The following is a 12739-nucleotide window of genomic DNA, read 5'->3' on the forward strand; positions in this document are numbered from 1 at the left end:
TTTTTTTGATTTTTTTAACAAGGAATCAAAAATATATATATCTTGTTCTCCAAATTAACTAAACTCAAACTTAGAATGAGAACATTGGTACTTATGTCCTTTTTGTTGTTGGGAATGGCATCTTTTGCCCAGACAACCGTAAAAGGTAAAGTGGTAGATCAAAATAATGAACCTATTCCAGGTGTAAGCATTGTCATAGTAGACAAGGCGATAGGAACGGTAACAGATTTTGATGGCTATTTTACCTTAAGCACAGCTGAAAATCCACCCTTTACGTTAAGTATTACCAGTATTGGATTTGTTTCAGCTACCATTAGAATTACCCAAAACAATCAAACAGTTGAGGTAACCTTGAATGAAGAGCAGACTCAATTGGATGAGGTCGTCATTTCGGCGTCTAGAACTCCTGAGCGAATTTTTGAATCCCCGGTTACTGTGGAACGTTTTGGTCTTGAAGAGATACAAAACACGACTGCTGCAGATTTCTATGGTGGATTGGAAAACCTAAAAGGTGTCGATGTCAATACCAACAGTTTAACTTTTAAATCAGTGAATACAAGAGGTTTTGCTTCATTTGCCAATACGCGTTTTATGCAATTGGTAGATGGGATGGACAACTCTACACCAGCCTTGAATTTCCCAATAGGAAACTTGGTGGGGATGATAGAAACTGACGTTCAAAGCGTGGAACTTTTACCAGGGGCATCTTCAGCTCTATACGGGGCGAATGCTTTTAACGGTATACTTTTTATGCGAAGCAAAAATCCTTTTGATTACGAAGGGATTAGTGTATCTATGAAACGAGGCATCACTTCTCAGGAAGCTGCCGGGGACAATTCTTATACCGATTTTGGTATCAGAGCGGCACACAAATTTTCAGATAAGTTTGCGGCCAAAGTGAACTTTGGGTATTTAAAGGGAACCGATTGGGCGGCAAATAATATAGAAGGAAAAGATGAAAATAATTTTATTACTACGGGTAGAACAAGAGCCAATGATCTAAACTACGACGGTGTCAATGTTTATGGGGATGAAGTTGCTGCAGATATTAAAGATGTAGCATTGACATTGGAAGGTCTGGGCCGTATTCCTGCTGGGGCTAATGCTTTAATCCCGTCAGTAGAGGTGAGTAGAACAGGGTACAATGAAGGTGATCTTACCAATTATAACGCTGAAAGTATTAAAGCAGATTGGGGATTGTACTTCCGCCCATGGGAAAACGATTTCGAAATCTCCTATGTTGGTAAAGTAGGTACTGGGTCTACTATTTACCAAGGAACCAACCGTTATAATATCAATGGCTTTTTCCAAGAACAACACAAGTTGGAAATACGAAACGATAATTTCTTTGTAAGAACTTACTTAGTGGCAGATAAGGCGGGGGATTCCTATGATATGGTCTTTACGGGAATCAACATCAATAGGGCTTGGAAAGATGATAGGACTTGGTTTGGTGAATATACAGGAGCTTACCTTCAAGCCACTCTAGCGGGTGCTACCGATGAGCAGGCCCATGCAGCGGGGAGATCACAAGCAGAATCTGGCCGTTTTCTTCCAGGTACTCCTGAGTTTGAGGCAGCCTTTAATAGCAGTATAGGTAATCCTGATCTATCTTCGGGGTCTAAATTTCAAGATGCCTCTAAATATTATCATTCGGACGCTAATTACAATTTTAGTCACTTAATTGACTTTGCCGACATTCAAGTTGGTGGTTCTTTTAGGCGATATAGTTTAAATTCAGGAGGTACTATTTACACGGATTCAGATGAACCTATTAATTATTCAGAATATGGAATTTATTCACAGGTTCAAAAGAGTCTTCCTCTTGCGGGTGAGAAAAGTTTAAAATTGACTGGATCTGTACGTTATGATAAATCTGAATTTTTTGATGGTTTCTTTTCACCAAGAATATCTGCAGGTTTAACATTAAACAGAAATCATAATATTAGGGCATCTGCTCAAACAGGGTTCAGAAACCCAACCACTCAAGATCTTTTTATAGGGTTAGATGCAGGAAGAGCTATTTTGGTAGGTTCAGCTCCAGATAACTTAGACAGGTATACTAGAGATTTTGAAACCAGTGCTGGAGGTCAAATTTTAGGGCAACCGGCAACTATTACGCAAACAGGGAGAGCGGCTTACGAAAATTCTTATTCCTTAAGTTCGGTAAATAGATTGGGTGAAACCGGAAATCCTGCTGACTTAGAAATAGCAAATCCTGATATAGTAAAACCAGAACAAGTAGCTTCATTTGAAATAGGTTATAGAGGAAAAATAAAGAGATTGGTAGTCGATTTTAGCACTTATTACAATAGCTACAAAGATTTCATTTCTCAAGAAGTGGTTATAGCGCCTTATTATGGTAATGTTAATGAGGGGGGTCTTGCAATAGCGGCTATAGCAAACGGTGATTTTCAACCTTACAGCACCTATACTAATTCTGATGCCGATGTAAATTCATATGGCGCGTCTTTGGGTTTGAGCATGAAAGTTTTGGGCAACTATGATTTAGAGGGAAGTTACACCTTTACCAAACTGGACTTTGATCGTGAAGCGAATCCAGACTTACAGTTAAATTTTAATACCCCGGAACATAAATTCAAGGCTTCTTTCGGAAACGCTGAATTGTTCGAGAATTTTGGTTTCAATGTCTCTTACAGGTTTAGTGATGATTATTTTTGGGAAGCAACATTTGCTCAAGGCGTAGTTCCTGAATTCCATAATGTTGATGCACAAATAAATTATTCCGTTCCAAGTATAAAATCTACATTTAAGGTAGGGGGTACAAACATCTTGGGCGATGAGTACTTCACAGCCGTTGGAACAGGTTTTATAGGCTCTATGTACTACCTATCTTGGACTATTAACAACTAATCAAAAATAAAGGTTGAAATGAAAAATTTAAAATATATTTATCTTTCTCTTGGGATCTTCGCTTTTACAGCTTGTAATGAACCAGAAGACGTAGATCTAACCCAAGAAATAATTCTTGAGGATGCGGCAGTATTAACCGCTGGCTCAGCGGATTTTTCCAATTATGTTTCCATTGGGGCGTCCTTTACTGCAGGCTATACCGATGGCGCATTATTTAAAGCCAGTCAACAAAGCTCCTTTCCAGCCTTATTGGCGCAACAGTTTGCATTGGCCGGTGGTGGCAGTTTTAACCAACCATTGATGAATGATAATTTTGGGGGACTCCTTTTGGGGGGCACTCAAATTCAGGATAATCGTTTGGTATTTAATGGTTCAGGGCCTGTTCGCTTACAGGCGCTAATTGGGCCGGTAATGCCAACAACAGATTTATTGATTAATAATCCGACTGGGCCATTCAATAACATGGGTGTCCCTGGAGCCAAGAGCTTTCATTTAGTGGCCAATGGCTATGGTAATGTCGCAGGTGTTCCATTACGTCTTGCAAATCCTTACTATGCGAGAATGGCCACTAGTGCCTCTTCTTCCATTTTAGAGGATGCCCTGGCGCAACAGCCAACCTTTTTTACTTTATCAGAGATTGGTGGAGGGAATGATGTATTGGCATTCGCCACTTCTGGGGGAGTAGGTGTAGATCAGAAAGGAAATTTAGATCCTACCACATATGGTTCAAATGATATTACCGATCCAAATGTATTTACACAGGTTATGTCTTCTGCAGCAACCGCTTTAACGGCTAATGGGGCAAAAGGCGTTATTGCAAATGTACCCTACATCACCAATTTACCTTATTTTACAACAGTGCCTCATAATCCGTTGAGTCCCTTAAATCCTTCCTTCGGACCACAAATTCCAACTCTGAATGGTGTTTTTGGTCAGTTGAATTTGGTATTTGACTTTTTGCAGGTTCCTGAGCGAAAAATAGTCTTTTCAGGTACTGCAGCAAGTGCGGTGGTTGTTAAGGATGAAAATTTAGCGAATCTGTCTGCGCAGATTACGGCTGTTTTAAATGGTAGTCCAACTTTTCCTGCTTTTGTGCAATCTTTTGGATTGCCAGCACAAGCTGCTCCTGTTGTAGCTAATCTTTTTGGCGCAATTTATGGCCAAGCGAGACAGGCAACGGCGGATGATTTATTGGTGCTTCCTAGTTCTACAATTATCGGTACGGTCAATACAAGCTCGGTGGCATTTCTAATGTCTCAAGGGTTGACACAAGCTTTGGCTGGCCAATTTTCAGTAGAAGGTGTTTCATTGCCTTTAGAAGATAAATGGGTGTTGACGCCTGCAGAACAGGCCTTAATATTAACTGCCACTGATGCTTACAATGTTTCGTTAAAGTCAATAGCGGATGCGAATGGACTTGCCTTTGTAGATTTCAAAGGAATTCTTCAAGAGGCTGCCACTACTGGTATTACCGACGGAGATTTCACTTTAAAAGCGAGCCTCGTTACCGGTGGTTTGGTCAGTTTGGACGGAATCCATTTGACATCCAGGGGATATGCTGTAATGGCCAATAAGTTTTTGGAGGCTATTGATGCTACTTATGGTTCCAATTTCATTCAGGCCAAGGCCAAAGTGAACTTAGGGGACTATCCTACCAACTATTCACCGACTTTACAATAAGATATATAATTGCCAAACAAAAAACGCCTTTCACTGAAAGGCGTTTTTTGTGTTTAAAAAGGGTGAAAAACCACTTTATTTTTAAATTTAAAAGGTATATATTTGCAGCGCGAAAAATCTGGTCCCTAAAAAAGGTGAAAAGGTTGTTGTTCGTTTTTTATCACGCTAAACAATAAACATTTAAGTAATGTCAAAAGTTACAGGTAAAGTTTCTCAAATCATCGGACCAGTGGTCGATGTAGAATTCCAATCCGGAGCAAATCTTCCAAGAATTTACGATTCTCTTGAGATCAGTCAGAAAGATGGTTCCAAATTGGTCCTTGAAGTACAATCACATATTGGTGAGAATACTGTAAGAACCGTATCCATGGATACTACAGATGGTTTAAGTAGAGGTGTTGCGGTTGAAGCCACGGGAAGTGCGATTCAAATGCCGGTTGGAGATGATGTGTATGGTCGTTTGTTCAACGTTATTGGTGATGCCATTGATGGCCTAGGGAATTTGCCTAAGTCAGGTAAAGATGGACTTCCAATTCACCGTGAAGCACCAAAATTTGAAGATTTGTCTACTTCTTCAGAGGTGTTGTTCACTGGTATCAAAGTTATCGATTTGATCGAGCCTTATTCTAAAGGGGGTAAAATCGGATTGTTTGGTGGAGCAGGTGTTGGTAAAACAGTATTGATTCAAGAGCTGATCAATAACATCGCAAAAGGTCACGGTGGTCTTTCTGTATTTGCGGGCGTTGGAGAACGTACCCGTGAAGGAAATGATTTGTTGCGTGAGATGTTAGAATCAGGTATTATAAAATATGGTGACGCATTCTTGCATTCTATGGAAGAAGGTGGATGGGATTTGTCCAAAGTGGACAAAAAAGTCATGAAAGAATCCAAGGCGACATTTGTTTTCGGACAAATGAACGAACCTCCAGGGGCTCGTGCACGTGTGGCTCTTTCTGGTCTTACCATTGCCGAATTTTTCCGTGATGGAGCAGGAGAAGGAAAAGGAAAGGACGTTCTGTTCTTCGTTGATAACATTTTCCGATTTACACAAGCAGGTTCTGAGGTATCGGCACTTTTAGGTCGTATGCCATCTGCAGTAGGGTACCAACCAACTTTGGCAACGGAGATGGGTGCTATGCAAGAGCGTATTACATCAACAAAAAGAGGTTCTATTACCTCTGTACAGGCGGTTTACGTTCCTGCGGATGATTTAACGGATCCAGCACCGGCAACAACGTTTGCCCACTTGGATGCTACTACCGTATTGTCTCGTAAGATTGCAGAGTTGGGTATTTATCCTGCAGTAGATCCATTGGATTCTACTTCAAGGATCCTTACAGCTGAAATCTTAGGAAAAGATCATTATGCATGTGCGCAAAGAGTAAAAGAGTTGTTGCAGCGTTACAAGGAGCTTCAGGATATTATTGCCATCCTTGGTATGGAAGAATTATCAGAAGAGGATAAGCAAGCAGTAGGTAGAGCTAGACGTGTGCAACGTTTCTTGTCTCAACCTTTCCACGTAGCTGAGCAGTTTACAGGGATCCCAGGAGTATTGGTAGATATCAAGGAAACTATTAAAGGTTTCAACATGATCATGGACGGTGAATTAGATCACTTACCAGAATCTGCCTTTAACCTTAAAGGAACCATCGAAGAGGCTATTGAGGCAGGAGAGAAAATGTTGGCTGAAGCATAAATAGTTGATAGTTTGATGTTGATGGGCTTTAAATAAACTAAAAGCGATCGACCTAAAACTAGCAACCAACAATTAGATAATATGTACTTAGAAATTGTATCACCAGAAGCTACATTATTTGCAGGAGAAGTTACCTCGGTAATTGTGCCTGGGGTTAATGGTGAATTCCAACTTTTGGAAAACCACGCCGCTATTGTTTCTTTATTACAGGAAGGCAATGTAAAATTTAATGGCAATAACGTAGTTGTGGAAAAATCCAATAAGGATAAGTTTTCAAAGGGTGCCAATGGTGAAACGGTTTTGGCCATTTCCAGTGGTACTATCGAAATGAGAAATAATAAAATTATTGTGTTGGCAGATTAAATTGCTACACTTACTACATTAAAAAGCCAAACTGTTAAGTTTGGCTTTTTTATTTGAAATTATTTCAGACGAATCAATACCCAATCCCTATCGTCGGAATAATAGGTTTTCAATTCTTTAAAGCCCACCGCATAATGGGCTTGAAGGGAGCGGGTGTTTTTGGCATCAACCTCTGTAATTATACTATCGAACTCTGGTCGTACATGTGCCTTCATGGCATTGTACAAGCCACGGAAAATCCCTTGATTTCGATAGTTTTTGCCCACACAGATCTGCCCCATGGCAATGTATTTTTCTTTTTTGGGTACTACGTTTTCAATTTCTGCAAACATGGGTTTTAAAATCTCGATCTTATCCGCGAACATGGGGTCCATGCATAGGGCATATGCCGCTACGGTATCTCCATCCTTGGCGATGATATGAGGACAAACCTCATTCATTTGGTACAATATTCCAAAGTTGTGCTCAACGGTTACAAAGCCGTCTTTTTCCTTTTCTTCGGGGCTTACATTAGCCCAAAGATTTGCTTGTTGCAAGGCCAGAATCTGTTCCAATTCCTCTTTCGTACTAACCGGACAATACCGAATTTCCATTGCTATTTTATTTTAAGCCAAGCCTTCCTTTTTGCCAATACTTCTTTTGATGGTTTAATAACTTCTTTCTCCATCAATTGAATGCCATAAGACGGATCTGCTTGTAAAACCAAAGAGGCAGACTTTTCAACGCCGAATCTTTTAAATGTGAGCTCAAGTACATCACCCACCTTAAATTGGTTGATGAAATCTGAAAACCGTTGTTCTTTATTGAAGGAAACAGTATTGATAGATATAATAACATCCCCATTTTCTAGACCGGCTTTATAGGCCGGACTGCCTATGGGAACGTTACGGTCTATAACAGCAGTGCCATCATCCTTTATGGATACTGAGGCTCCAAAAAACGGCTTTGTAGAATCTTCTTTTAGTACCACTCCCACTGATTTAAAAAGTGGTGCATAATTGGGCATGTCACTTTTGTACACATAATTACCAAAGAACTCGCTGCCGAAATCAGTACCGGCATATTTGTTCAACGTTTCATGAAGGTCTTCAACGGTGTATGAGGTTTCTTTTCGGCCATAAGTCTGCCATACCAACTTCATATAATCGTCGAGATTTAGATTTTTCTGGCGGAGGGACAAGTCCAACGCAAGACCCAGTACGCTACCATAGGAGTAATAAGAGATAAAGGTATTTTCCCTATTAACGGGATCTACAGAGGTAGCGGCATCTACAAATGGGGCTTGATAGCTCATCTCTATCGGGTTAAAAAATTGTCGAGCGGGAGAATTCCATACGTAGTTAAAAGTGCCGGTCAACCCTTCTATGTAAGCTGTAGGGCTAATGATACCCGCCCTACAAAGGATAAGATTGGTGTAGTAGCTGGTAAATCCTTCTGCAAACCATAATTCGCCACTCATATTGGCCTCTGTAAAGTCGAAAGGCTCCAAAGATTTCGGGCGTATGCGCTCTACGTTCCAAGAATGAAAATATTCGTGGGACACCGTTCCTATATTGCCTTCCATGCCTCCTTCGGCCAAACCTTCCCTATCGGTCAGTATGGTTGAATTCCTGTGCTCCATGCCATCACCCGATGCATTTGGGATATAACAGGCCAAAAAGGTATAGGTACCGAAATCATAATTGGGAAGTTCTCCAAAGACATCCTTTTCTGCCAACACAATTTTTTTTACTTTTTCCCAGTAGGTATCCAATTCCGCCTCAGTTCCATTGTGATGTAAAACAAATTGAACCGTCTGTTTTTGTTTATTGGATTCCACTTCAAATTCCCGCAAACTATAATTGCTAATTTCGGTGGGGCTGTCCATAAAATACTGCAAATTTGGGGCAGAATAGGTGTTGTTCGATACCTTGGGCATTTGGGTGGCTACCTTCCAGTTTAAATCTTCCCTGACGTTAAAGTCGACCGTAATGTTCCGATCACTTAATTCTGGAACAAACATAAAAGTGGCTGGGATATTTAGGTGAGCGTGGGTTTCATCAACCTGGGAATAGGTACCGTCCCCACGATTGGCAAATAAGGTGTAGCTTAGTTGAATGGTGCCGTCATGTCCCGATACATTCCATTGGTATGGGTTTGGGCGGGTAATATTCAAGGGAGTCCCTTTGCTATCCGTGGCAGTAACATTATAGACGTTTTTTGCAAATTCATGAAGGGCATATCGTCCTGGGGAAGTCCTGCTCATGCGAATCCCAATGGTGTCCATACTCAGGTTTGGAAAAGTGGCTTTTATTTCGGCTTCGTGGTGTTCTGCATTTTCAAAGGAAATGCTATAGGTGTTTGTTTGGGCACCTACGGGACCGGCAATTAAAATCAGGAATAAAAGCGAGAGCAGCTTTTTCATTTTTCTAGGGTTTATGGTCACGAATATAACATTTAAAAACAGGATATACTACATTTGTACTATGGACGATTTCCCCAAAAAATTACGTGACAAACTATCGGAAAGAGCAGCGAATAATGCGCTAAGGGAATTGACTATATCACAAATCCCCATAGACTTCTCCTCCAATGATTATTTAGGATTTGCCAAGGATCAGACTATTTTTGAGGGTGCTTCCAGGCTTTTGAAGGAGAGAAAATACACGCTTAATGGAGCTACTGGATCCCGGTTGTTATCGGGAAACAATATGCTGTACGAGAATTTGGAGAGTGCGATTGCAAAGTTTCATGACTGTCTGGCCGCAGTTGTCTTTAATTCTGGTTACGATGCCAATTTGGGATTATTGGGTTCTGTGCCCCAAAGGGGCGATATTATTTTATATGATGATCTGATCCATGCTTCCATTAGGGACGGTTTAGGAATGAGCAACGCTAAAGCGTATAAGTTTAAACATAACGACCTGGCCGATGTCTATCGTCTTGTGAAAAGCAACCGGAGCAGCGCAACCAATGGAGAAGTATATATTATTACGGAATCTGTTTTCTCCATGGACGGGGATAGTCCAGATTTGACAGCTTTTGTGGATTTTTGTAAAAAACAAAACTGCCGCTTAATTGTCGATGAAGCCCATGCAGTAGGGGTATTGGGCAATACTGGTGAGGGATCGCTGCAGGAGTTGGGATTGCACCAACAAGTATTTGCCAGAATTGTGACCTTTGGAAAGGCAATGGGTAGTCATGGGGCAGCGGTCTTGGGTGGTGAAAGATTAAAACAGTATTTGGTCAATTTCGCGAGAAGTTTTATCTACACAACTGGCATGCCACCACATTCTTTGGCCACCATACTACTGTCTTATCAGGAATTATCCCATACTACCAGTTTGGCTGTACTTAAAGAAAACATCACGTATTTTAGGGAACAAGTAGCGTTACGGGGTTTAAAATTTATTGACAGTAATTCCGCCATCCAATGCTGCGTAATTTCGGGCAATGATCGGGTTAAGGATATTGCTGGACAACTCCAAGAAAAAGGGTTCGACGTTAAACCTATCCTATCACCAACCGTAAAGGAAGGGGAAGAGCGGTTGCGGTTTTGTCTGCATGCGTATAATACGAAAACCGAAATAGCCGAAGTATTACGATTATTGACTATTTTCATATAAAAATTATCATGGGTCAGGAATTTTATACGTTGGGGGCTTTTGAATACGTTGCCGATGTGCAGATTATAAAAGGTCGACTGGAAGCCGAAGGCATACCAGTTTTTCTCAGGGATGAAAATACGCTGAACTCAGATCCACTGATCAGTAATGCGATTGGAGGTGTCAAACTTTTGGTTTATTTCAGTGACAAGGAAGAAGCTTTGGAAATTTATAATGAAATCAGGAATTATGCTACAGATGACCAAGGAGAATTAATAGTTTGTCCCAATTGCAAAGCTCGTCGTTCAGAAACATATTATAACAGAAAAACGCTATTTTATAAACTTTTTCCATTTTTTGAAATGAAAAAATACAAATGTTTAAATTGTAATTTTATAACAAAACCCTAGCATATCTCTAAGTTTATGAAAAGAATATTTGTTACTGGAATCTCTACCGAAGTAGGAAAGACCATTGCCTCTGCCATCATCGTGGAAGCATTGGAAGCAGATTATTGGAAACCCATTCAGGCAGGAGAACTGGAATATACGGATAGTCATAAAATAGCTGATCTGGTTTCCAACAAAAAAACGGTGATCCATGAAAATAGTTATGCCCTAAAAACTCCGATGAGTCCACATGCGGCTGCAGAATTGGAAGGGGTGATTATAGATGTTAACAATATACATGAACCTGTGACGGAAAACCATTTGGTCATAGAAGGTGCTGGTGGCTTATTGGTGCCTTTAAATGATTCGGACACTATTCTCGACATTATCATGCCAACTTATAAGGTAGTTGTGGTCTGTAGACACTACCTGGGGAGCATCAATCATTCCTTATTGACCATCAATTGGTTGAAAATGAAAGGGTACGACGTGTCTATTATTTTTAGTGGAAAGGAACACCCTACCACAGAAAGTATTATTGTGAAAAAGACCCAAGTACACGTGATCGGGAGAATTGATGAGGAAACAGCATTTGACAAGTCAACCATCAAAAAGTATGCAACCTTGTTTAAAGCTAATTTGGAATTACTCTAATCGTTGCCAGATTTCTGCATGATCAATGATCTTTATAATTCGGTAATATTGATTCAGGTAGTTTCTTGTAAACGCATTTTCAGTAATATTTTCCTTATCGAAAATATTTTCCTTATCCCTTGTAATGACCAAAGTAGGTTTGATGTCCTCCAAGAGATATGTGATTTCTTCCATGGCCGTTTTTCTGGTTGTACCACTATAGGGAAACATCTCTACCTTACAAATGTTACTGGGATGGGTAGAAATTTTTGTCAAGGGTTTTTTATCCAAAAGCCAGTAGCCAATATGGTATTCTAAAAACAAAATATTAGAGCTGTCCAAGTCATGATCTTTAATAAAACGGGGAACCTCTATGCCCTCTCCATTGAAGAATGTTCCCTTTACTACCTTGTGTTTTAGAAGAGCATAATACTCCAGATAGCTCTCCATGGGGACCAGAAGAAAAATAAGTAAATAATACGGTCTCCATTTAAAACGTTTTAAAAATGGGATTGTGGCCAATACCATACCGACCAATATCAGCAAAGCTGGATATACTTGTATCAGATAATGGCCATTAATTTTCCCCCCTCGCACAAAAGAGAAGAGAATCCCTATGACAGTGACGAACAACACCTGTACATGCCTATTTTTTAAATCCAGATATTTCTTTTTCCACGCCCAAAGGAAGAAGCCTATGATAATTAAGCAGGTGGGTATTACATCTAAAAGGGAGCCCCTATTTGCTGCGGCATATTCTAAAGGCGCCAAGATGACCGATTGCCACCAAAGGGCCGTGATACCATTTTGATAGTAGGGTAAAATGGTGAGCAGAATAACGAGTATCGCCCCCAATCCAAGAAATATCAAGTTCTGGAATCCTTGTTTTAATTGCTTTTCCACAAATGATCTATAGAATAGGAATAAGCCCAAGATCAATACGGCATAGGCAAGGTTTAGCTTGGTCATTACCGTAAGCCCCAATAAAATTCCTGCCAGTCCATACCAATAGTACTTATTGTATTTTAGGATAATAAAAATTGCGGGCATTAAAAAGGCAACACTGAGGTGTTCGGACATAACCCCTTGAAGACTGCCAAAGAGGCTTTGTAGGGCGGTGCAAGCTATAGCTGTGCATAATCCTAGTTTTGGTCCTCCTATTTCTTTACCTATTTTATATGTAAAAAAGGAAGTGATGGCCACTACCAATGTGCCAAATACGCGTATGGCGATAAAACTTTTTCCAAAGGCATAAATGATACCGGCAAAGAAAAGAAAGGTCATAGGAGGTTTTAGGTCCCAAAGCTCGGTATACGGCAAATGGCCCTCTACCCAAGATTGCCCCATAAGTATAAAGGTGCTTTCGTCCCGGTCTATATAATCCCTAAAGAAAAAAGGGGCCCTGATTACAAATGCCAACAGAAATAAGAAAAGAAAAACAGTCCTGCTCCTAAGTTCTATAAAATTGATGTTGCGCAAATCAAATACCATGGTAAACACAGGAGGTTTTAAGTTTATTT

10 protein-coding genes are annotated in these 12739 nt (G+C 40.3%); 7 read left to right on the forward strand and 3 right to left on the reverse strand.

From position 1 onward, the window contains the following. Positions 1–75 precede the first annotated feature (75 nt). From SB49_RS13315 to SB49_RS13330, 4 genes are all read left to right on the forward strand, one after another. Positions 76–2874, forward strand: coding sequence for a TonB-dependent receptor (locus tag SB49_RS13315; protein WP_062057356.1), 2799 nt, complete (start codon positions 76–78; stop codon positions 2872–2874). Between the two features lie 18 nt (positions 2875–2892). Next, positions 2893–4554 (forward strand): hypothetical protein, encoded by a 1662-nt coding sequence (locus SB49_RS13320; protein WP_062057358.1) that lies wholly within the window; start codon positions 2893–2895, stop codon positions 4552–4554. A 187-nt stretch (positions 4555–4741) separates the two neighbouring features. Then, positions 4742–6250, forward strand: a complete 1509-nt coding sequence (atpD, locus tag SB49_RS13325) for a F0F1 ATP synthase subunit beta (RefSeq protein WP_062057360.1) — start codon at positions 4742–4744, stop codon at positions 6248–6250. A gap of 81 nt (positions 6251–6331) precedes the next feature. After that, positions 6332–6613 carry a F0F1 ATP synthase subunit epsilon gene (locus SB49_RS13330; protein ID WP_062057363.1) on the forward strand — a complete coding sequence of 94 codons (282 nt, stop codon included), beginning with the start codon at positions 6332–6334 and terminating at the stop codon, positions 6611–6613. A gap of 59 nt (positions 6614–6672) precedes the next feature. Here SB49_RS13330 and SB49_RS13335 read toward each other — a convergent pair whose 3' ends face one another. Continuing rightward, positions 6673–7206 carry a GNAT family N-acetyltransferase gene (locus tag SB49_RS13335; RefSeq protein ID WP_062057365.1) on the reverse strand — a complete coding sequence of 178 codons (534 nt, stop codon included), beginning with the start codon at positions 7204–7206 and terminating at the stop codon, positions 6673–6675. A gap of 2 nt (positions 7207–7208) precedes the next feature. Then, positions 7209–9017: a M61 family metallopeptidase gene (locus tag SB49_RS13340; RefSeq protein WP_062057367.1), complete on the reverse strand. Its 1809-nt coding sequence runs from the start codon at positions 9015–9017 to the stop codon at positions 7209–7211. A 61-nt stretch (positions 9018–9078) separates the two neighbouring features. Between SB49_RS13340 and SB49_RS13345 the strand changes: the two genes are divergently transcribed. The 3 genes from SB49_RS13345 to bioD are packed head-to-tail and all read left to right on the forward strand — an operon-like array spanning position 9079 to position 11240. Continuing rightward, positions 9079–10218 (forward strand): aminotransferase class I/II-fold pyridoxal phosphate-dependent enzyme, encoded by a 1140-nt coding sequence (locus SB49_RS13345; RefSeq protein WP_062057369.1) that lies wholly within the window; start codon positions 9079–9081, stop codon positions 10216–10218. Positions 10219–10226: 8 nt separating this feature from the next. Then, entirely contained in the window at positions 10227–10607 is a 381-nt protein-coding gene (locus tag SB49_RS13350) for a putative signal transducing protein (RefSeq protein WP_062057371.1), read from the forward strand. Between the two features lie 15 nt (positions 10608–10622). Further along, positions 10623–11240 (forward strand): dethiobiotin synthase, encoded by a 618-nt coding sequence (gene bioD / locus SB49_RS13355; protein WP_062057372.1) that lies wholly within the window; start codon positions 10623–10625, stop codon positions 11238–11240. Here bioD and SB49_RS13360 read toward each other — a convergent pair. After that, complete coding sequence (locus SB49_RS13360; protein WP_062057374.1) at positions 11232–12710, reverse strand: ArnT family glycosyltransferase; 1479 nt, start codon at positions 12708–12710, stop codon at positions 11232–11234. The genes bioD and SB49_RS13360 overlap by 9 nt on opposite strands. Between the last annotated feature and the right edge of the window lie 29 nt (positions 12711–12739).

Origin of the sequence: Sediminicola sp. YIK13, assembly GCF_001430825.1 — a bacterium.
Taxonomy (GTDB): Bacteria; Bacteroidota; Bacteroidia; order Flavobacteriales; family Flavobacteriaceae; genus Sediminicola.

What these genes read in the sequence shown, in the direction of transcription:
- SB49_RS13315 (WP_062057356.1), top strand. Translation starts at nt 76, where the DNA reads ATGAGAACATTGGTACTTATGTCCTTTTTGTTGTTGGGAATGGCATCT.
- SB49_RS13320 (WP_062057358.1), top strand. Translation starts at nt 2,893, where the DNA reads ATGAAAAATTTAAAATATATTTATCTTTCTCTTGGGATCTTCGCTTTT.
- atpD (WP_062057360.1), top strand. Translation starts at nt 4,742, where the DNA reads ATGTCAAAAGTTACAGGTAAAGTTTCTCAAATCATCGGACCAGTGGTC.
- SB49_RS13330 (WP_062057363.1), top strand. Translation starts at nt 6,332, where the DNA reads ATGTACTTAGAAATTGTATCACCAGAAGCTACATTATTTGCAGGAGAA.
- SB49_RS13335 (WP_062057365.1), bottom strand. Translation starts at nt 7,206, where the DNA reads ATGGAAATTCGGTATTGTCCGGTTAGTACGAAAGAGGAATTGGAACAG.
- SB49_RS13340 (WP_062057367.1), bottom strand. Translation starts at nt 9,017, where the DNA reads ATGAAAAAGCTGCTCTCGCTTTTATTCCTGATTTTAATTGCCGGTCCC.
- SB49_RS13345 (WP_062057369.1), top strand. Translation starts at nt 9,079, where the DNA reads ATGGACGATTTCCCCAAAAAATTACGTGACAAACTATCGGAAAGAGCA.
- SB49_RS13350 (WP_062057371.1), top strand. Translation starts at nt 10,227, where the DNA reads ATGGGTCAGGAATTTTATACGTTGGGGGCTTTTGAATACGTTGCCGAT.
- bioD (WP_062057372.1), top strand. Translation starts at nt 10,623, where the DNA reads ATGAAAAGAATATTTGTTACTGGAATCTCTACCGAAGTAGGAAAGACC.
- SB49_RS13360 (WP_062057374.1), bottom strand. Translation starts at nt 12,710, where the DNA reads ATGGTATTTGATTTGCGCAACATCAATTTTATAGAACTTAGGAGCAGG.